Origin of the sequence: Actinoplanes subtropicus, from assembly GCF_000721705.1 — a bacterium.
In the GTDB taxonomy this organism is placed as follows: domain Bacteria; phylum Actinomycetota; class Actinomycetes; order Mycobacteriales; family Micromonosporaceae; genus Actinoplanes; species Actinoplanes subtropicus.
In genome coordinates this window covers 334,607-356,220 of record NZ_JOJL01000008.1, presented here as the reverse complement: position 1 = coordinate 356,220, position 21,614 = coordinate 334,607, and the positions used below count along the sequence as shown (strand labels likewise).

The 21,614-nt window shown below is 69.7% G+C and carries 9 protein-coding genes; 3 read left to right on the top strand and 6 right to left on the bottom strand.

The window, feature by feature from the left end:
- The first annotated feature begins 25 nt into the window (after positions 1–25).
- Entirely contained in the window at positions 26–1,270 is a 1,245-nt protein-coding gene (locus IH26_RS0114430; RefSeq protein WP_030436688.1) for an acetyl-CoA C-acetyltransferase, read from the top strand.
- A gap of 525 nt (positions 1,271–1,795) precedes the next feature.
- Here IH26_RS0114430 and IH26_RS0114420 read toward each other — a convergent pair.
- From IH26_RS0114420 to IH26_RS0114410, 3 genes are all read right to left on the bottom strand, one after another.
- Complete coding sequence (locus tag IH26_RS0114420) at positions 1,796–2,098, bottom strand: hypothetical protein (protein WP_030436686.1); 303 nt, start codon at positions 2,096–2,098, stop codon at positions 1,796–1,798.
- A gap of 93 nt (positions 2,099–2,191) precedes the next feature.
- Positions 2,192–2,983, bottom strand: coding sequence for a Bax inhibitor-1/YccA family protein (locus IH26_RS0114415; RefSeq protein WP_030436685.1), 792 nt, complete (start codon positions 2,981–2,983; stop codon positions 2,192–2,194).
- Positions 2,984–3,092: 109 nt separating this feature from the next.
- The gene (locus tag IH26_RS0114410) at positions 3,093–5,513 is read right to left on the bottom strand and encodes a transglycosylase domain-containing protein (RefSeq protein WP_030436684.1); all 2,421 of its coding nucleotides are present in this window, start codon (positions 5,511–5,513) and stop codon (positions 3,093–3,095) included.
- 222 nt (positions 5,514–5,735) lie between these two features.
- On the opposite strand from IH26_RS0114410, the gene IH26_RS0114405 reads away from it, so the two are divergent.
- Complete coding sequence (locus tag IH26_RS0114405) at positions 5,736–6,512, top strand: SAM-dependent methyltransferase (RefSeq protein ID WP_030436683.1); 777 nt, start codon at positions 5,736–5,738, stop codon at positions 6,510–6,512.
- Positions 6,513–6,519: 7 nt separating this feature from the next.
- On the opposite strand, the gene IH26_RS0114400 is transcribed toward IH26_RS0114405, so the two are convergent.
- From IH26_RS0114400 to IH26_RS0114390, 3 genes are all read right to left on the bottom strand, one after another.
- Positions 6,520–7,971, bottom strand: coding sequence for a hypothetical protein (locus tag IH26_RS0114400; protein ID WP_157437182.1), 1,452 nt, complete (start codon positions 7,969–7,971; stop codon positions 6,520–6,522).
- 99 nt (positions 7,972–8,070) lie between these two features.
- Positions 8,071–8,544, bottom strand: a complete 474-nt coding sequence (locus IH26_RS55815; protein WP_051808101.1) for a hypothetical protein — start codon at positions 8,542–8,544, stop codon at positions 8,071–8,073.
- Between the two features lie 34 nt (positions 8,545–8,578).
- Positions 8,579–15,217, bottom strand: coding sequence for an RHS repeat domain-containing protein (locus IH26_RS0114390; protein WP_051808100.1), 6,639 nt, complete (start codon positions 15,215–15,217; stop codon positions 8,579–8,581).
- A gap of 204 nt (positions 15,218–15,421) precedes the next feature.
- Between IH26_RS0114390 and IH26_RS0114385 the strand changes: the two genes are divergently transcribed.
- Positions 15,422–21,577: a LamG-like jellyroll fold domain-containing protein gene (locus IH26_RS0114385; RefSeq protein ID WP_030436679.1), complete on the top strand. Its 6,156-nt coding sequence runs from the start codon at positions 15,422–15,424 to the stop codon at positions 21,575–21,577.
- Positions 21,578–21,614: the final 37 nt, after the last annotated feature.

The following is a 21,614-nucleotide window of genomic DNA, read 5'->3' as shown; positions in this document are numbered from 1 at the left end:
TTACTGACCAGTTAACGTGGTGCTCATGCCGGAAGCTGTCATCGTCGCCACCGCGCGCTCCCCGATCGGCCGGGCCGTCAAGGGATCGCTCAAAGACCTGCGCCCCGACGATCTCGCCACCACCATCGTCGATGCCGCGCTGAACAAGGTGCCCCAGCTCGACCGCACTCTCATCGAAGACCTCTACCTGGGCTGCGGCCTGCCCGGCGGCGAGCAGGGCTTCAACATGGCCCGGGTGGTCGCCACCAAGCTCGGGCTGGACGGCCTGCCCGGCGCGACCATCACCCGCTACTGCTCGTCCTCGCTGCAGACCTCCCGGATGGCGTTCCACGCCATCAAGGCCGGCGAGGGCGACATCTTCGTCTCGGCCGGCGTCGAAACCGTTTCCCGGTACGCCCGGGGCAGCTCGGACGGTCTCCCGCCGGAGGCTGCGGCCCTGGTCGGCGGCAGCTGGCAGAACCCGTACTTCGCCGAGGCGGTGGCGCGCACCGCCGCGTCCGCCAAGGGCGGCACGGTCTGGCACGACCCGCGCGAGGACGGCAAGGTTCCGGACATCTACATCGCGATGGGACAGACCGCCGAAAACCTGGCGCAGATCAAGGGCATCTCCCGCCAGGAGATGGACGAGTTCGGCGTACGGTCGCAGAACCTCGCCGAGAAGGCGATCGCGGACGGCTTCTGGGAGCGCGAGATCACTCCCGTGACGCTGCCGGACGGCACGGTGGTCTCGAAGGACGACGGCCCCCGGCCGGGCGTGACGGTCGAGGGCGTGGCCGGGCTCAAGCCGGTGTTCCGCCCCGACGGCCGGGTCACCGCCGGCAACTGCTGCCCGCTGAACGACGGCGCGGCCGCGGTGGTCATCATGACCGACACCAAGGCACGCGAGCTGGGCATCACCCCGCTGGCCCGGATCGTGTCGACCGGCGTGACCGCCCTCTCCCCCGAGATCATGGGCCTCGGCCCGGTCGAGGCGTCGAAGCAGGCGCTGAAGCGGGCCGGCATGACCATCGACGACGTCGACCTGGTCGAGATCAACGAGGCGTTCGCGGCCCAGGTCATCCCGTCGTACCAGGACCTGGGCATCCCGATCGAGAAGCTGAACGTGAACGGCGGCGCGATCGCGGTCGGCCACCCGTTCGGCATGACCGGCGCCCGGATCACCGGCACGCTGCTGAACTCCCTCGACTGGCAGGACAAGACCATCGGCCTGGAGACGATGTGCGTCGGCGGCGGCCAGGGCATGGCGATGGTTGTCGAGCGGTTGAGTTGAGTCGAGCGGTTGAGCTGGGTCGAGCGGTTGAGCTGGGTCGAGCGGTTGAGCTGGGTCGAGCGGTTGAGCTGGGTCGAGCGGTTGAGCTGAGTTGAGTTGACTGAGTTGGCCGTCCCGTGCGGCTGAGCTGGCTGGCGTCGCCTTCGGCGCCGCGGGCGATCGCCCCTTCGGGGCTGATGAGGAGCCAGCCGATTTTCGAGACCGCAAACCCCACGGTCTCGAAAATCGACTGTCTCCTCATCAGCGGGGCGATCGCGGGCCGTTACGTGATACGGGGCACCCCGGGAGGCCTGGAAGTGACCGCGGGCCGTTACACGGTACGGGGCACCGGGAGGCCCGGGAGTGACCGCGGGCCGTTACACGGCACGGGGCACCGGGAGGCCCGGGAGTGACCGCGGGCCGGGCCGTTACACGGCACGGGGCCCCGGGAGTCGATCGCCGTTCTGTGGTGAGGGGTTCACGGAAGTGGCGGGGTAGGGGTTCCGCCGGGTTCGGTCTGCTTGGAGCGGCCGGGCTCGGCGGTTTTTATAGGTTTTTGCGTAGGAGGTCGACTGCTTCGGCGGCCTCGGCTAGGACTGCGTTGGGGGCGGCTGCGGCGGGGGCGGCGGCGATGAGGTCGTCGGCCATGACGCGGAGTTGGTCGGGGAGGATGACGTCGGGCTCGCGGGGGACCGGGCGGTGGGGGCGGGACTCGGCGTCGGCCGCCAGGTCGGCGAGGTGCTGGACCAGCGCGTAGACCTGGTCCGCTTTGCCGTTGCGCCAGCGTGGTTGCTCCCAGTGCCGCACCTGGTTGAGCAGGCGGTCGATCGCAGCGGCGAAGTCGGTCACGGGAGCGAGCGTAGCCGGGCATGCGGCGGCGCCCGGACCGTGGGAGGACGATCCGGGCGCCGCCTGGGTGATGCCTTGGGGTTCGGGTGGCGGTTAGTTTCGGCTGCCGCCCTGGAGGTAGCTCAGGAGGCGGAGAATCTCGAGGTACAGCCAGATCAGGCCGACCAGGATGCCGAAGGCGCAGGTCCAGGAGTAGCGCTGGGGCAGGCCCATGCGGACGCCCTGCTCGATCTGGTCGAAGTCGAGCACGAAGCTCAGCGACGCGACGACGATGCAGACCAGGCTGAAGATGATGCCGATCGCGCCGTTGTCGCGCAGGCCGGTGTGCACGCCGAACAGGGCGAGCACGAAGTTGAGCAGCATGATCATGAACAGGCCGCCGATCGTGGCGATCATGATCTTGCGGAAGCGCGGGGACGAGCGGATCACCCGCTGGGTGTAGAGCACCGCCATCAGCAGGAAGACGCCGAAGGTCGCGACCACGGCCTGCAGGACGATGCCGTGGTAGAACGACTCGAAGAATTTGCTGACCATGCCGACGAAGACGCCCTCGACGACCGCATACGTCACCACCAGGGCCGGGTTGGCCATCCGCGAGAACGAGATGACGAGGCCCAGGACCAGGCCGACGATCGCGGCGCCGATCCACGCGGCGCCCAGGTAGGCGTCGGGAATGAGATTCCACGCGGCGACCGCGGAGATGCCGGTGAGGCCGAGCAGGATCACGGTCTTGACGACCACGTCGTCGATCGACATGGCCTGCGCGACCGGCGGGGCCGCATAGCCCGGAGTGGTCGGGTACGGCTCGCCATATCCGTACCCGGCGGTCCGCTGCCGCTCGGCGGCCTGGCCGAGCCGCGACAGTACCGGGTTCGAAGATTTCACGGTGTCCAGCCTCCCTGAGGTTGAAGCACGTCATGTGCTGCCCTACCAGGGTAGTGGGTACCTACCCGGGTTGGCTTGGTCGGCGGCTGTGAGCAGGCTGAGAAGACACTTATCTAGGTCGTGGCGACCGGGTCGCGGTGCCGGCCTGGCCGGGGACCGGCGGCCCTCCGGCGCCCTTGCCGTTGCTGACCTCGATCTCCACCGGGCCGCCCTTGATCGTCCGGTTGGGCGGGTTGGTGCCGGCCGCCGTGCCCGCGGGGCAGGCCGAGTCGACGGTCTGGCCGACCGAGACGTCGAAGCCGGCCGCGTCGATGCTGCTCTTCGCGCTGGGAATCGGGTCGCACTCCACATCCGGAATCCGGCGCTGATCCCCGTACGCAATCTTGTTGTTGTCCGGCGTTTTGAATTGGACCTTGGGTTTGCCCCGCATGAAGTCGGCCAGCGTGTTCCAGACCGCCGGGTTCACGATGTGGTGCGACATCCGGTCGGAATGCTCCTGATAGTCCGGATTCACCAGATAACCGGCCACGACCAGCGACGTGGTGCCGGCGATCAGCGCCGCGGTCTTGTCGTGGTCGGTGGTGCCGGTCTTGCCGAAGACCGGGTGCTTCACGACGCCGCGGGTGTCGGGAGCGGTGGCGCCGTGACAGGAGCCCAGCTGGGACGAGTCACCGACCGGGCAGCGGGCCGCGTCGAGCGCCGCGCGGGCCACGTTCGCGCTCGTCGCGCGGGTGCAGTGGGACTTGCCGACGTCCAGTTTCTCGCCGGCCTTGGTGGTGATCTGCTCGATCGGGGTCGGCTCGCAGTACATGCCGTCGCCGGCGAGCGTCGCGTACGCGTTCGCCATGTCCAGCGGCGTCGTGGCCGAGACGCCGAGGGTGAACGCGCCCCACTGGTGCGAGTTGCCCGGTTCGGCCAGCTTCGCGTCGCTCGCCGCCCGGAACTGGATGCCGAACCGCTTGGCCACCGCGACGACGTTCTCGGCGCCGACCCGCTCCTCGAGCGGCACGAAGAACGTGTTGATCGACTTGCCGAACCCGGTCCACAGGTTGTAGACGCCCTCCTCGCCGCCGCCGGAATTCTCCGGGCACCAGAAATGCGTCCCCGGGCAGGCCGAATCGCTGCTACTGCTAATGATGTAGCCGGATTTATACTGTTTCTCGGCTTTTATGCTGTACGCGAGGGGATAGCCGTGTTCCAACGCGGCGACCATCGTGAACATCTTCATCACCGACCCGGCCTGGTACCCGGTGATGTCGCCGCCCCCGGTCACCAGCGGATTCGTGGTGTTCGGATAGGTGCCCCGGATGCCCCGGCTCGCCTTGCCCGGATCGGACGAGAGGTAGTTCTGCGGATGCGCCTTGTCGTCGAGTTTGTAATGCCGGTTCGCGGCGAGCGCCCGCACCTTGCCGTCACCGGGCTCGACCGCGGCGATCAGCAGCGCGTTCCGGTTGGTGTCCTTGATCTCGGCCGAGATGTCGTCCCGGGCGTCCGCCTGCGCGTCCACGTCCAGCGTGGTGACGATGCGGTAGCCGCCGCTCTTCAGGCGACGCTCCCGGTCGTACGCGGTGGCTCCGAATTCCTCCCGGCCCATCCACCAGCGGTAGAAATAGTCGCAGAAGAAGCCCCACGCGTTCTTCGCCACCGACACGCAGCCGTTGGCGACCGGCCTGACCTGCTTGGGGATGGGCTCCTTGAACGCCTTGTCCGCCTCCGCCTGCGTGATCATCCCGGCTTGGACCATGCCCGGGATCACGTAGTTGTTGCGCCGCTCGAGCAGCTCCTTGTTGCCCTGGGCGGTCTCCGGGTTGTAGCTGGTCGGCGCCTTCACGATGCTGGCCAGCATGGCGGCCTGGCCGATCGTGAGGTCCTTCGGCTTCTTGTTGAAGTAAACCTGGCTGGCCGCGAAGATGCCGTACGCCTGGTTGCCGAAGGGCGCGATGTTCAGGTAGCGCTCGAGGATCTGGTCCTTGGTCAGTTCCTTCTCCACCTGCAGCGCGTACTTCATCTCGACGACTTTGCGCTTCGGCGTGTCCACCGTCGCGTCGACCACCTCCTGCGGGTTGGTCGCCGAGTACGCCAGCGACATCCGTACCCACTGCATGGTGATGGTCGAGGCGCCCTGCTTGGCCTTGCCCTTGTTGTTGTTCACCAGGGCGCGCGCGACGCCTTTGAAGTCGACGCCGCGGTGGTGGTAGAACTCCCTGTCCTCGGCGGCGACAATGGCGTCCCGCATGTGCGGCGAGATGTCCTTGAGCGGTACGTCGCTGCGGAACTCGTCGTAGAACTGGGAGATCTGCGTCTTGTTGTCGGACGCGTAGATCCGGCTGATCTGCGGCGAGCTGAACGCCTTCAGCTCGCTCGGCAGATTCGCGAACGTCTCGCCGCCGGCCTTGGCCGCCAGCCCGGACATGGCGGCGGCCGGAAAAATTCCGGCCGCCACGACAACACCCGCCAGCGCTCCGCAAACCAGCAGATTCGCCGTATTCAGGAAGATGTTGTGATCATGTCGGCGCATCCAGGACGTCACCGCACCACCATCCGCGACTAGAGTGAGCGGAGTCAATAACAGCGCACGATGTCAAGCGAGGGATATTCAGGGCCCACCTTGAGCTGCACCTCGCCGCAGGTCAGCGGCTTGGCCTCCACCGCCCTGAATATTCCTCACTGGCGTGATCAGGCAATTTTGCCGCCAAGATCGACGCCTCTCCACTGTGGACGCCGTGGTCCGTTCCCGGGTAAGAATGTGGACATGACGGACCTCGACACGAACATCCCCCAGACGGCCCGGATCTGGAACTACCTTCTCGGCGGCAAGGACAACTTCGAGGCCGACCGCGCCGTCGGCGACCAGATCATCGCGGCCATGCCGCATCTGGGCACGTACGCCCGGTTGTCCCGGAAATACCTGGCCCGGGCCGTGCGGTACCTTGCCGCCGAGGCCGGCATCCGGCAGTTCCTCGACATCGGCACCGGCCTGCCCACGGCCGACAACACGCACGAGGTGGCGCAGCAGGCCGCGCCCGACTCGCGGATCGTGTATGTCGACAACGACCCGCTGGTGCTCGCGCACGCGCGCGCCCTGCTGACCAGCAGCCCCGAGGGCGCCACGGCCTACGTCGACGCCGATCTCCGCGATCCCGGGTTGATCCTCGGCGAGGCCGGCAAGACGCTCGACCTCACCCAGCCGGTCGCGCTCATGCTGATGGGCATCCTCGGCCACGTGGAGAGCGACGAGGAGGCCAAGTCGATCATCGACCGGCTGATGGCCGGCCTCCCCGCGGGCAGTTACCTCGCGATGTACGACGGCGGCGACACCGAGGAAGCCGTCGTGGAGGCCGCGCGCATCTGGAACATCTCGGCCGAGCCCAAATACCACCTGCGCAGCCCCGCCCGGATAGCGGCGCTCTTCGACGGTCTGGAGCTCATCGAGCCCGGCGTGGTCTCGGTGACCCGCTGGCGGCCGGACGAGGAGGCGCTGGCCGCTCCGGACATCGCCCAGTTCGCCGCCGTCGGCCGGAAGGCGTAACTCCTGCCTACCCCAGGCTGGCGAGGACCGCGCCGCGGTAGAGCACCAGCGGTTTGCCGGTCCCGTCCAGCCTGACCAGCGTCGTCTCGGCGCTCGGCGGCTGCCTGCCGCTCAGCGCCAGGATGAGATGGTCGCCGGCCACCACCACGTCGCCGACGTCTTCGCCGGCGCCGGCGCCCGTACGGATCTCGGCATGCCCGCCGCGGTCGTCGGCGACCAGCAGGGCGTCCTCGCGCTTGTCCAGCCGGTAGAGCACCCGCCCGCCCGGCAGCGGCAGGTACGGCAGCGCGCCCCTCGGGGCGAGCGTCACCGTGCCGGCCGTGGTGATCGTCAAGACGTCGCCGCTGCCGCGCAACTGAAGGCTGGCCAGCCCGTCCACGGGGTCCATGACCTGGGCGTCCGTCTCCTCCGGCACGGACAGGGCGACCGCCCGGCGGCGCGCCGTCGTTAGGTCGACGGCGCTGGCGCTCGCCGGGCCGGGGTGGTCGATGCCGGGATTGTCGATCTCGACCACCAGCGCCTGGTGGCCGGCCACGACGAGGTACGGCACGTGCTTGCTCGACGAGCCGGCGATGCGGCGCACCGCGCCGCTGTACAGGTCGACGACGGCCAGCCCGGACGAGTCGTCGGCCAGGGCGTACCGGCCGTCCGAGGAGAAGGCCGCCTCGCTCACCGGGGCCAGCAGGTTACGCAGCGTGCCGTCCGGGTGGACCACGCTGAGCTTCTGGTCGTGCACCAGGGCGTACCCGTCCTTGGTGAAGACGCCGGGCTGGTCGCGCCATTCCGGCAGGTCGACGGTCGGCTTCGCCGTGCCCTTGGTGAGGTCGGCGAGGATCAGCCGGTCGGTGACCGTGGCCAGGTAGCGGCCGTCGGGCGAGGCGGCCATCGGATAGTCGGGCAGGACGATCGCCTTGGTGGCGGCGCCGGTGGACAGGTTGATCCCGCCCCACATGTCCGGGGCTGCCGACCAGTACGCACCGCCGTACCGGGCCGTCTCGCAGGTCGACTCCGCGGCGGGCCGGGCGATAGCCCCGTCCGCCCGGATGGTCAGGCACCACGTCCCCGTCCCGGACAGGCTGGGGCCGAGCCGGAATACCCGGTCCACATAGGTGTTCTGCGGCAGTTCCACATCGGTCAGCCGGCCGCCCTCGAGGATCCCGTCCTTCCCGGAGTCGTCGCCGAGCCCGTGCACCACGGTCGGCAGCCGCGGGTCGCCCAGCGCCACCTCGGCCCGCCGCCGCAGGGGCGCGACGCCGGCGATCTCGTCGCCGAACCGCGCGACGGCGATCAGGCTCTCGACGGTCCCGTCGTTGGTCACGAAGACGGCCGGGCCCAGGCCTTGGACGTCGGCGGGCAGCGGGTTGACCCGCGCCGGGCCGGGGGTGGCGTTGCTCGTCGTGGTACAGCCGGCGGAGACCAGCGCGAGCGTCAGCGCCGTCCCCAGGATCCGCACTCTCACACTGGAATTGTCGGCGATCGAGGCAACCTGTCGTAGGCTCCGTGGCCGTGCCTGATGGCCGCGGTGCTCCGCATCCGGGTGTGACCGGCGGCGGGCCGGTCACTCGACCTCGAACCCCCCGTGCTGCCGCGACTGCCGCAGCCACTCGATCCACGCCGCCCACTTCTTGCCGGTCTCGAGCTCGGCCCGCTCGCGCTCCGGCACCGCGGCGTAGGCGGCCAGCGCTTCGTCGATCTCCGGCACGGTCACCAGCCACCGGTCGTTCGACCGGAGTTTGAACAGCGCGATCCCGGTTTTTCCCGGAAGCCGCTGCCAGCGCCATGCCTCTTCCCGCATCTCGCTCTCGGAGAACACCTCGTCGGGCAGGATCGCGCCCTCGTAACCCATCCCGAGCCGCTCCATGATCTTCGCGACGTCGTCGAGCTGCCGGTACGGGAACTCGATTTCCTCCGGAAAGGGTTCGACGTCGTCCCGGCAGCTCGGCTGGTGGTCACACTCCCCGCCAGCCTCCCAGCACTCGTCCCGTCGGCGCATCACCGCGGCCGCGTCGGCCCAGGTGAGATCCAGTCCCATGGTGTCGTTCCCGCTCGTTGATCCAGCAATTACCTTACGCAACGGCCGCCCCGACACCGTTCGCCTGAGCGCAGTAGACGGGAAGCCCGGTGAAGCCGCACATGAAACTATCCATCTCGCGCGGATCCTTCGACCCGAGCGCATGCCCGAACTTGTACGCCTGGTAAAGGTCGCCCACCAGGGACAGGGCCCCGGCCGCGCCGGCCGCGCGGCCTCCGCCGCCGCCCTCGACCTCGCCGGTAGCCGTCCGTGGCGGCGTCTCCTTGAGCCCGAGCCCACGCAGCGCGGCGAGATGGGTGTCGCTGTAGACCTCGCCGGAGTCCCACCCGGTGGTCGGGTTGACGACCCGCGCGTTCGGCACGTCCTTGACCCGCTCGTACATGTCGGCCGCCTCGGCGTCGGACTTGGCGACATAGACGGCGCTCCCGGCCTGGCCCTTGCCGTTGACATCCATCTTGTTCTTCATCGTGTTCGCGTTCGCGGCGCCGCGCGCATCGCTGTAGGCGGTGTCGGTCGCGGTGAAATCGACGCTGTCCACGCTGACCATCCGGCCGTTGACCCAGGAGACCTTGATGGAGTCCGCGGTGGTGCCGCGCGGCACCAGCTTGCCGTCGCCGAGGCGGACCAGTCCCTTCCCCATGGCCGGATTGTCCTCGTTCTGTTCCAGGTACATGGATCCGTTCCCGGTCGACGGGTCGTAGTACTCGCCGCTCGCGGTCAGCTGCTGGTTGAGGAACGCGACGACACCGGCGTTCTTCCCCGGCGCCTGCATGGTGACGTGCGGGATGCCGTTCTGGTCGACATAGGTGTGTCCCGACATGGTGAGCGGTGCGTGTCCGGTGCTGCCCGCGTTGACGACCGGGACCTTCTTGCCGTTCTTGGTGGTGTGTTCGTCATCCCCGCCGGAGCCGCTTCCGGTGTGGTCCAGCTGGGGAGCGCAGATGTCGGGATCGCAGAGCCCGCTGGGGTCCGAGTGGGAGATCGGGTTGTCGCCGGCGTAGGTGTACCCGCCCAGCTGGTTCGGGTCGGTGGTCTCGAGCACCGGGTCGGGGCTGATGAACCGGCCGAGCGCCGGGTCGTACTTGCGGGCGCCGGTGTCCGCGTAGCCCGTGCCCAGGTCCTGCGGCACGCCGAGGTACCCGTGCGTCAGGTCGGGCCAGGCGGTGGTGTTGCTGCTGGCCCGCACCTGACCGTACGGCTTGTACTGCTGACGGGACAGCGCCTGGGTCGTGGTGTCCATCGCCAGGTTGGCGGTGCCACGCGCGTCGTTGAACAGGTAGTCGGTGCCGCCGCCGGGCAGCGTGGACCGCTCGGCGACGGCCGCGCCGGTGCCGCCGTGCTGGTAGGTGCGGACCGCGCCGAGGACGACCGCCGGGCTCACGGCGGTGTTGATCACCACTTGGGTGTCGCCGGCGAAGAGGGTGGTCCGGCCCGGGTCGCGCCGGATCAGCTGGTTGCCGTCGGCGTCGTACAGGTACTTGGTCGTCGTCGGGGTGCTGCCGGTGGTGTCGACCTGGGCGAGGTGGCCCTCGTCGTCCCACTTCAGGTTCTGCCCGTTGCCGCTCGTGGCGGTCCGGGTGAGCAGGTTGCCGGCCACGTCGTAGACGAACTTGGCCGGGTCGGCGCCGCCCGTCGTGGCGGTGAGAGTGTGCGGCTGCGCGCCCGTACGGTTGCATCCGCTGCTGCAGCCGTTGGTGTACGAGGCGGAGACATCGGTCCCGCCCGCGGTGGAGTGGTCGGTGAGCGAGGTGCGGTCGCCGACGGAGTCGTAGCCGTACGACTGCCAATAAGACCCTGGGCCCGAGGAGACCGCCGTGGCCGCCGGCCCGGTTCCCGCCGCGGGGCAGGAGTCCGCGGCCGTCCAAGCCTCGGCGAGCCGGGCGAGGCCGTTGTAGCGATAGCACTGGACGTCGGTGACGGTGTTGCCGGTCTCGGACTGCTTGTCGGTGACCGCGAGCGGGTTGCCGGCCGGGTCGTAGCTGTAGGTGGTGTCGTCGACCGTCGGCCCGATGCCCTGGCTGCGCTGGATCTCGCGGCCGGTCAGGCGCAGCGTCTCCTCGTCGTAGGTGTAGAGCACCGCGGCCTGGTCGGCGGAGTCGCCCATCAGGACCTTGGAGAGCTGGGCGAAGTCGGTGTACGTGGTGTCGGCCACGTACAGATCCACACCCGAGGTCCTGGTCGCCGCGCCGAGAGCGTCATGGGTGTAGGTGATGGTCTCGCCGGGCAGGTTGCCGGCCGCCGGGTCGCTCTGCTGCGCGAGCGCCTCGGTGGTACCCGTGTAGGCGTATCCGGTCGAGTAGGACGACGGCAGCGGGCGCTCGACGCTCGGCAGGGTGACGGTGGAGCCCATCGGGTTGCCCAGGGCCGAGTAGCCGGTGACGGCCACGGTGTAGCCGCCGGTCACGCCGGAGACGTACCGGGTGGAGGAGGTGGGTTTGCCGATCTTGAGCGTGTCGTACGTCCAGGACGCGAACTGGAAATTGCTCTTGGCCTTGTCGACGGCGGTCAGCTTGCGGCCGAGCAGGTCGTAGGTGTAATCGAGTTCGACACCGCGGGCGTCCTTGGTCGCGGTGACGCGGCCGGCGTCGTCGTATCCGGTGTAGCTCGTCCCGCTGTCCGGGTCGGTGTGTGACGTCTGGCGACCGAGCAGGTCGTAGCCGTAGCCCCAGACCGAGCCGTCGGGCCCGGTGACCGTCGATTGCTTGCCGTCGGCCGTGTAGGTGTACGCGATCGTCTGGCGGGCGCCGCCGCTCGCGGTGAAGCCGGCGCTGAGCGTGCCGCTCATCGTCGGCGGCGAGGTGTACTGGGCGAGGCCGACGGTCTGGCCGCGGCCGTTGACGGTGGTGGTGGTCGCGACGCCGCCGGCCGGCGGCAGGACCGTCGTCGTGTCCCCGGTGTAGGCGGTCCGCGTGTACCGGATGGCCGCCCCGTTGTGCTCATCGGTCGACTGGGTGACGCGGCCCATCGCATCGTGGTCGGTCGCCGTGGTGGACGGGATCGACACCTGCGACAGGTGATCGGAGATCAGCGCGTCGCGCGGGTCACCGGACACGGCGTAGGCGTTGTTGATGAGCACGGTCCAGCCGTGCGAGTCGTACTGGGTGTCGGTGACCGCGGTGCTGCCGTTCTCGCCGACGGCCTGCTTCTCGAGCTCGCGCAGCATGGCGTCGCTGAGCGCCTTGGAGACGTTGTAGCCGCCGTCGTCGCGCAGCGTGCTGGTGGTGACGATCGACGGCCCGGTGTTCGACGGCGCGTACGTGTAGGTCATGTTCGCCGGCGCCTTGGCGGCCATGCTCTTGTTCGGCAGCCACACCGCGGTGAGCCGGCCGAGCGCGTCGTAGGTCATCGAGGTCAGGCCGCCGGAGACGCTGGTCTCCGCGATCGGCTTCTGCCGCGCCGCGTCCAGGGTGGTCGAGCTCAGTTGGCAGTCCTTGCTCGACGTCGTGACGGCGGAGCAGTCGACGCCCGCGGTGACCTGGGTGATCTGCACGGCCGCACCGGGCAGCGCACCGCTGCTCGGCGTGAGCCGGGTGTAGGTGCTCTGCGCGATGCTCGCCTTGCCGTCCGGCGTGGTCGAGCTGGGCGTCCGGATCGTCGAGACGACCCGGCCGTAGCCGTCGTACGTCTTCCTGGTGAGGTCGACGAAGGCCGAGGCCGTCGTGCCGCTCGCGGCCGACGCCTGTTGGTCGAGCGTCGCGTTGCCGACGGTGGGCAGCGCGGGGTTGCTCTGCCCGTCGTTGTTGTAGGCGAAGGCGTTGCCGTCGTAGGAGGTGCGCAGGTCGGAGAGCAGCGTGCCGGAGGGCTGGGCGCCGGCGGTGTCGCACTTCTGGTCGGTGGTGATCACCTCGGCGGGCTCGACCAGGGTGGCGGTCTTGCCGTCGAGGTAGCGGTGGAAGGTGCAGTGTGCGGCGTTGCCGGCCGCGCCGGACTCGCCCAGGTCGGCCGTCTGCACCGGCATGCCGGTGGTGCTCTGCCCGAGGGTGCGGTTGTAGAAGGTGTCGGTCTCGGTGCGCCGCCAGCCCGTCGATACGGCCTGGCGGGTCACGGTCCGCGCGGTACGGACCATCTGCGCGGTGAGGGCGGGCAGTCCGGTGCGGGCGCGGGACGCGGTGGGCCCGATGATCGTCGGTACGGTCACCGTGCTGCTGTTGATCGTGCCGCCGTCGCCGGTGTAGGTCACCGATTCGAAGAGCTGCCCGGCCAGCACTCCCGAGTCGTCGGCGGTGATCGTGCCGTCGGTGCTGGTCAGCGGGTGGTTGGGCCGCTTCTGGCCGTTCGGCAGCGTGTCGCCGTCCATGCCGAGGAAGTAGTAGTTCTTCGTGAGCGTCCTGCGGTCGAAGACCTGCGTGCCGTCGGTGTAGTGGAAGACCGCCGGGTCGCCGGTCCGGATGTCGACCTCGGGGTAGCCGCGGAACTGTCCCCAGGTGCGGTTCTTGGCCTTGACGGTCTCGTTGTCGTCGTAGTGCCAGCCGGGCGTGCCCTGGTAGGCGTACTCGGTGATCAGGTGTGGCGAGCTGCCGTCCTGATAGTGGTTGTTCGGGTCGAGGGTGGTGACCGAGGCGACCGGGTGCGTGTAGAACCAGTCGATCAGCGGCCGGGGCTGGGCCTCGGGGATCCAGTACACCGGGAAACAGGCGGTCTTGTTGTCCGACGCGTACGCCTGGGCCTTCGCGTCGCTCGCGTCGGTCAGGTCGCTGGCCGGCAGGTCGCCGCAGTCGGGCGTCCGGTAGACGACGTCGGTCTCGGCGCCGGTCTCGGAGACCACCGTCGTGATCCGGTTGTGGTACATCCTCGGCAGGCCGGGCACGGTTCCGACCCGGTTCGGCAGCTGCCCCGGGTAGAAGACCACGGCGGGCGTCGACGCGTCGGCCGCGGCACCGCCGAGCCGGTCCAGACCGGTGTGCTTGATCGACTCGAGCCAGAGCGTGGGCGCGCTGTCCCCGTTGTCCGGGAACGAGTGGGTGAAGTCGTAGCGGTCGACCTGCTGGTAGGCGCCGCCGACCCGGACCTGCGTGGTGATCGACGCGAGCGCTCGGCGGGACCAGAAGGTGGGGCCGTGATTGGTGCAGTCGGCGCCCTTCGTGCAGTTCATGTCGACCGGGACGTCCGGCCAGTACTCCGGATGGCCGCTGGTGAACTGGGCATCCGTGCACGTGTTCCCGGCCGGCTCGCCGACGGTGCAGCGCTCGGTGACGTCGAACTTGATCTGCTCGGGCGCGGCCGAGTAGACCGTCGACGCCGTCATGCCGTAGTCGATGTGGTCGAGCGTGCCGCCACGGGTGTACGCGACCGCGTCGTTCTTGTCGTCGGCGCCGTAGTAACCCGTCTCCGGCGAGTAGTAGTAGGCGGTCGCGTTGCCGTGCGTGTCGACGACGTAGTCGAGGTTGAACCGGTAGCCCAGGGTGCACGCGGTGGCGGCGAAGGCACCGTCCGGGCAATCGCCGACGCCGGCGTGCGCGCGGTAGACCGGCACCGTCCACGCGGAGCCGGTCTCCGCGGCGCCGGTCGACCAGCCCGGAAGCCGGTTCAGGCCGAAGTAGTACTGCACGCCGTTCTCGGTGACCCGGAAGTACTCGCCGTTCGCGGTCCCGTTCGTAGCGCCGGACAGCTTCTCGATCTTGGTGGTCGACGTGTCGGCCGAGCTGTGGAACGTCTTGGTGTCGTCGTCGTAGACGATCGAGGTCGACGCCCCGTTGAGCGACATGGTCAGCAGTTGACCGGCCCAGCAGGTGTCGCCGCCGCCGGCCGGTTCGCCGGAGTCCTTGACGTCGTCGCAGGCCTGGTAGGTGCGCTCGATGAAGCTGTCGGCGACGTCCCAGCCGTCACCCAGCCAGGACGACTGGTCGTTGGTCCCCTCGGTGCGCGCGTCCTGTGTCGCCGAGTCGTAGCCGAGGTCGAGGGTCGGGGCGCCGCCGCCGATGGCCGGCGGCACCGCGATCGGGTAGCTGTAGGTGAAGGAGCCGGTGTTGCCGCCGGTCGACCACGATCCGCCGGGCGCGAGGCTGGTGGCCGAGTAGGAGCCGCCCGACCCGGAGCCGCCCGATGTGGCCGCCAGGACGGTCGTCGAGTTGTCCGCGGCAAGGGCCACCCGGGCCGAGAGCGGGGCGGTCGCCTGGGTGCTGACCGGTGTCTGCCGTTGGCACTGCGGCAGTTGGGGGCTCGACAACACGCACGAGGGCAGGCGAACAAGGTGCAGGCGGGAGGCGAACCCGCCGCCGTAGGCGTTGCGGAAGCGCGAGTCGTCGACCGTGACGCTGACGTCGCCGCCGCCCGAGCCGCGCAGGCTGAAAAGCACACCATGGACGCCGGCCGTACGGGCCGCCTGCTGGCTCAGCGTCGTGACGTGTACCGCATCGGGGCTCGCGCCGCCGGCCGCGCGGGCGAGCGAGATGGGGGAATCGCCGACGCGTGCGGCCGTCTTGGCGGTCAGTCGGACCGTGGCGTCCTGCGCGCCCGGCAGAGCCGCGTGGCCGGCCGGGTCGAACTTCGGGTACGACTTCCGTGGCGGCGCGGCTCGTTTCGTCCTGCCGCCGGTGAGGGCGACCCGCTTCAGCGGGGCCGGGTCCGAGAAGCCCTTGTCTTTCGGCGCCGCCTGGGCCGGCGTGACGCTCATGACCGACGGGACGAGCAGCGCGGCGAGCGCCGCTGCCGCCAGCCTGTTTTTGGACAGCATCAGGTGGACCCTCCCCCGTGATCACCCGGCGGCCGAGGGTGGGCCGCCGAGTGAGTGATGAATGGAAGATCGTCGACCTTCCAGACCGGAGGATAGGCCAGCGATCGCGATCTGTCTGTACCCGGACGGGGTCGAGAAAAGCCCGTGGCGGTTCCACAATGGCGTCGCCTGACGAAGATCAGGATCCCAAACGGGAAGGTGACCATGACCCCACATCTGCCGCCGCGTGGACGACCACGCGGCCCGGTCTGGGCGGCGGCCCTCACCGCGCTCACGACCGCCGGCGCGCTCGGCCTGAGCACGCCCGCCCACGCGGAGACCCCCGGCCCCGTCGCCACGCCACCGCCCGCGCAGCCGCCGGTGTCCACACCGGACACGAGCGTCGCGCCAGCCGGGAAGCCCGGTAATTCAAACAAGACCGACATCACGGCGGCCGTGGCGAAGGCGGCGAAGACCGGGTCGGCCGTCGCGGTCGGCGCGCTCACCGACGAGTACTCCACCACCGTGGCGAACCCGAACGGCTCGCTCACCACCACCTACTCGACCAGCCCGGACCGGGTGCGGCAGCACGGCAAGTGGGTTCCGGTCGACCCCAGCCTGGTCAAGCACGCCGACGGCACGTACGGTCCGAAGGCCGCGCTGGCGAGCGTGTCGTTCGGCGCGGGCGGCAGCACCAGCCTGGTCACCCTGAAGAACGGCGCGGACGCCCTGCGCTTCACCTGGCGCACCAAGCTGCCGAAGCCCACGGTGTCGGGCGATACCGCCACGTACGCCGAGGTCCTGCCCGGTGTCGACCTGCGGGTGACCGCGAGTGCGACCGGCTACTCGTCGATCTTCGTGGTCAAGACGGCGCGGGCCGCGGCGCGGTCCGACGTACGGCAGCTCGACCTCGGGCTGGCCGGGACCCACGTGCGGGCCGCCCAGTTGCCGGGGGGAGGTGCCGAGGCCACGGACGCGCTCAGCGGGGGGAAGGTGTTCCAGGCCAACCCGGCACTCATGTGGGACAGCAGCCCGGCGGCGAACGCGGGCACGCCACACAGCCTGGCCGGCGCCGAGCAGCCCGGCGGTCACCGCGCGCAGGTGAAGGTCGGCATCGGCTCCGGCAAGCAGACGCTCAGCCTCGATCAGGGCCTGCTCACCGCGAAAACCACCAGATACCCGGTGTACGTGGACCCCGACTGGTCGGCGTGGACGGGCAACCCGAGCCAGATGAAGTGGGCGCGGATCTCGAGCAACGGGTGGAACGTCTACAACTCCACCGCGACCAGCGGCTCCTACAGCGCCCGGATCGGCTACGACAACTGGCCGGAGTACGGCGGTGCGGGCGAGGTCGCCCGCACGTACTACCAGATGAACACGTCGGGCATCAAAGGCGCGATCGTGCAGAGCGCCTACCTCTACATCACCAACCGGTGGGCCGCCTCCTGCAGCAACACCGCGGCGCAGGTGTACGCGGCCGGTTCGATCGCCGGCTGGGACTCCTCGCACCTGTCCTGGTCGAAGCAGCCGGCCAAGGGCGCGCTGCAGAGCACGGTGAACAGCGAGGAGCTCAGCTGCGGCACCTCGAAGGTGCACGTCACCCCGCCGACCTTCAAGTTCACCGTGACCGGCCAGGTCAACGCGGCCGCGGGCGCGAAGGCGAGCAGCACGAACTTCCTGGTCATGGCGAAGGACGAGGGCGACAAGTACGACTGGAAGCAGCTCGGCTACAAGGGCGGCGCGCGGCTGTCGGTCAACTACAGCTACCGGCCGACCGTCGACCCGGACAACGGCAAGCAGCACGTCTTCCCCTCGGTCGCCGACCAGGGCCGGACCCTGACCACCACCGGGACGCCCACGCTGTCCTGGACCGCGTCGAACAAATTCCCCAACGGCGTCGTACGCAATCTGATGGTCGATTACCACGTGCTCGACAAGAACGGGAAGCTCGTCGCGTACGGCTATGGCCCGGGTTCGACCAAGTACAGCATCCACGGCTCGTCCTGGACGGTGACGCCGAAGCTCCCCGACGGCAACTACACCTGGATGGTCACCGCGAAGAACCAGGACGGGCTATGGGCCTCGGCCTGGGGCCCGGCCCAGAAGTTCACGGTCGACACCAGCGCGCCCACCGCGCCGAACGTGAACTCCGCCCAGTTCCCGTCGAGGATCGTGGGCGGCAACTTCACCGACAAGGGCACCTTCCAGATCAGCAACGACAAGACCAACAACGTCGTGGGCTATCTGTTCTCGATGGACGGCGACCTCGCCAACGTCACCTACGCCGGGAACAAGGGCACGGCCTGGGCCACCGGCACCGCGATCAAGGCGACCACCGTCTACTACGCCAAGGCCGACAACGCCACCGGGACCGGAACGGTCGTGGTCAACGGGTCGGCCGGCATCGTCTTCGCCCCCGCCACGCCGGGGCCGCACCGGCTCTTCGTCAAGGCCGTCGACCAGGCCGGCTCCACCTCACCGCAGACGACGTACGAGTTCAACGCCGGTTCGAGCACGCCGACCTTCGTGTACGGTACCGCCCTGTACGCCGGCGGCACGGCGAAGAACACCGACGGCACCACGACCACGGTGCCCGCCGCGGCGGTGAAGACCAGCACCGGCGCCGTGGCGATCAAGCAGGGCAACCCGGCCGGCATGTACTTCGGCGACGGCTACCAGCTGGTGCTCGCCAACACCGGTACCACCGGCAAGGTGGCCAAGGGCGACACCCTGACGATGTCCTTCGACGTCCCGTCGACCGGGAACTGGGACATCGGCGCGAACCTGTCGGTCGGCACCGCGGACGGCATCTGGGACATCACCCTGGACTCGGGCAAGAGCACCGAGACGTCGCTGCTCACCGGGTTCGACGGCTACAGCACGCCCTATCCGATGCGGACCGTCTACCGGGACTTCGGGGTGATCAAGAGCGCCACCGGCGGGCCGCTGACCCTCGCGCAGGGCGTGCACACGCTCACCTTCACGATGACCGGCATCAACGCGAAGTCGGCCGGCTACCAGTCGGGCATCGATCTCCTCCGGCTCTCGCCGCTGCTGACCTGCTCGATCAACGACACCAAGGGATGCCTCAACAACAAGGGCATCAGCACATACACCGGCGGGACCACCCCGGCCATCACGGCGGCCGACGCCGACGGCTGGGGCTACAGCCTCGAGGCGAACGACTTCAAGTCGGCCGGCTGGACGCCCGGCGGCACCGTGAACGTGGACGGCGCGGCGATCAAGCTGCCGGCGACCTTCGGCGACGGCAACAACGACAACATGCTGTCGGCCGGCCAGTACGTGACCGTGCCGGCCAGTGGCGTGGTCAACAAGGGCAACGCGCTCGTGCTGGTCGGCTGGTCGGTCAACGGCGACACGAAGACCGCGACGGGCCGGATCACGTACGCCCCGGGCAGCGGCTGCAACGTCGCCAGCCAGGCGTACACGGTCGACGCGGTGCCGGACTGGGCGTATACGCCGGACGGCGACGCGGTCCTGACCCTCACCCACCGCAACCTGTCCGACATCCACCAGTACACCGGCATCAGCCCGCGAATCGTCGCGGTCAGTGTGCCGCTGACCTGCCCCGGCAGCGCCATCGCCGCGATCTCGCTGCCGGTGGTCACCAACTCGGTGTCCGGCGCGGTCCGCGGTTACCACCTCCTCGGCGTGGGCATCCGGCCGACCTCGGCCGGCTCCGACGGAACCCGCTGGGCGGGCAGCTGGGCGGCGGCGCAGGACACCGCGGCGGTCCAGGCGAACGGCGCGAGCGCCACGCTGACCGGCCAGACCTTGCGGATCCCGGCTCACCTGAGCATCGGCACCGGCGGGAGCACCGGCAAGGTCCGCGTACGCCTGTCGAACACCTTCGGAAAGACGCCGGTGACCTTCGACGCGGCCTCGGTCGCGCAGCAGGACACCGGCGCCGCGGCGACCACCGCACCGGTCCGGCTGACCTTCGGCGGAAGCACGAAGGTGACCGTGCCGGCCGGCACCGACGTGGTCAGCGACGCGGCCACCATCACCGTCGGGGACCACGCCACGGTTCTGCTCAGCCTCCAGGTCGACGGCACGGTGCCGGCCCTGTCCGGGCATGCGGTCGGGCGGCAGGTCGTCTACGTGAGCGGCCAGGACGGCGCCGACGACACGCTGAACACCGACGGCTCGCTCTTCACGGACGCGAAGATGGACGGGGTGCCGTTCCTCTCCGGCGTCGACGTCACCACCTCGCCGGCCGACCCGGCCGGGTCGGTGGTCCTCTACGGCGACCAGACGGTCAACTCCGACACCGCCTCGGGCGAGGGCGGCAGCCGGCTCAGCGACCTGCTGGCCACCACGCTGTCGACCGACGACACCGGCACGGCGTACCCGATGCGCGTCGGCGTGCTCAACGAGGGCAGCGCGAGCTGGGGCAACACGTACACCCTGCCCAAGGTTTACAACTCGAACCTGCCGCCGAGCGCCCGTGGCCTGGCCGACCGGGAGCTGCTGGCCCAGACGGACGTCCGCATCGCGCTCGTCTCGTCCGGCTCGAGCGACCTGCTCACCTGCACCGACACGGCGGCGAACTGCGCGAGTGCGGTGGAGGCGAAACTGGTCGCGCTGTCCACCGAGATCCAGCAGTACGCCCCGGACGACGCGCTCAACTACGCCGTCGACCTGCCCACCACCACCCGTACGGTGAAGGTGTACGTGGCGACCCTCCCGGCGTTCACCGGCGCCCACTCCGCCGTCCAGGAGAGCGCGCGCGAGCTGGTCAACGCGTACATTCTCGGCGCCGGCGGAGGCGCCGCCCTAGCCGGCAACGCGGACGGCGCGATCGATTTCGCGGCGGCCGTGTCGGCCGATGGCACCGCCACCGGCGCGACCGTCGGCGCGGACTACCTCTCCACCGCCACCGACGGCACGACCTACCCGTCGAACGCCTACTACCAGGCGCTGGCCAACCAGTTCGTGCTCGACTCGGACAGCGAGGACGGCACGACCGGCGACGGCACCACCGTCGTCGACACCACCTACCAGGTCGGCCAGTGGGCGTTCGGCGATGGCAGCGGCACCACCGCGGCCGACACCAGCGCCGCCGGCACGGGCAGCCCGGACAAGCCCGCGCCGCACCCGGCCACCCTCACGAACGTCACCTGGAGCGCCGGCCGCAACGTCCAGCGCGGCGCGGCGACCTTCAACGGGACCAGCGGCTACGCCGACACCGGCCTGCCGCTGAACACCGGGAAGAGTTTCACGGTCGGCATGTGGGTACGGCTGACCGACAAGTCCGCCAACCGGGCGTTCTTCACGAAGACCAGCACGAGCGGGAACGCCTCGCTCACCGTCTCCTACTCGAAGACGGACGACGCCTGGGAGGCCGACATGCCGTCGGCCGCCTCGGGCGACACCGTGACCGATTTCCAGGCGAGGGCCTCGACGGCGCCGCTGACCGGGGTGTGGACCCACCTCGCGGTGACCTACGACAGCGAGCTGCAGCGCATCGACCTCTACGTGGACGGGGCCCCGGACGGCGTCGCGACGGACGTGACGCCGTTCGACGACAGCCAGGGCGCCACCTGGATCGGGCGGGGCGCGAGCAGCTGGTTCGCCGGTGACATCTCGGACGTCAACGTCTGGTTCCGGGCGCTGGGCGCCGACGAGGTCGAGGCGGAGGCCGACGACCGGGACCCGGTGCAGGATCAGGGCCTGATGGGCGACTGGCAGTTCGAGGAGGGCAGCAATTCGACGACGACCGCCGTCGACTCGACCGTCTACGGCGCCGACGGCACCCTCGCCGGCGGCGTCACCTGGAACGGCGAGGGCCACCCGAACCCGGCCGGCGACACCGGCGGCATGGACGACGACCTCGGTTCGCTCCACTTCGACGGCACGGGCTCGATGACGGCGCCGCAACGGATCAAGACCGACCAGTCGTACACCATCGCGGGTTGGGCCAGGCTCGCCGGCACGACGGCCGACGCCACGGTGGTCAGCCAGGCGGGCACGCACTCCAGCGGATTCGAGCTGAAGTTCACGGCCGCCTGCACCTGCTGGCAGTTCGTCCTACCGGCCACCGACGCGAACAGCCCGGCGACCGTGGTGTCGGCCGCCGCCACCGCGGCGACGGCCGGGGCCTGGACGCACCTGGCGGCCGTCTACGACGCCGAGAGCGGGTCGGCGACGTTGTACGTCAACGGGACGGCGGCCACGCCGGCGAAGGTGGCGGCCCAGCAGTGGAGCGCCACCGGCAAGTTCCTGGTCGGCATGTCGTGGTGGAACGGCGCCGCGGCCCAGGGCTTCATCGGCGACATCGACGACGTCTACGCCTTCCAGCAGGCGCTCGACCCGGACGACGTGAACCAGCTGATGAACGACCAGACGCTGGGCTCCTGACCGGCATCGAGGAGAACGGGTGGCGCCCGGCGACGGG

What these genes read in the sequence shown, in the direction of transcription:
- IH26_RS0114390 (WP_051808100.1), bottom strand. Translation starts at nt 15,217, where the DNA reads ATGCTGTCCAAAAACAGGCTGGCGGCAGCGGCGCTCGCCGCGCTGCTC.
- IH26_RS55815 (WP_051808101.1), bottom strand. Translation starts at nt 8,544, where the DNA reads ATGGGACTGGATCTCACCTGGGCCGACGCGGCCGCGGTGATGCGCCGA.
- IH26_RS0114430 (WP_030436688.1), top strand. Translation starts at nt 26, where the DNA reads ATGCCGGAAGCTGTCATCGTCGCCACCGCGCGCTCCCCGATCGGCCGG.
- IH26_RS0114405 (WP_030436683.1), top strand. Translation starts at nt 5,736, where the DNA reads ATGACGGACCTCGACACGAACATCCCCCAGACGGCCCGGATCTGGAAC.
- IH26_RS0114385 (WP_030436679.1), top strand. Translation starts at nt 15,422, where the DNA reads ATGACCCCACATCTGCCGCCGCGTGGACGACCACGCGGCCCGGTCTGG.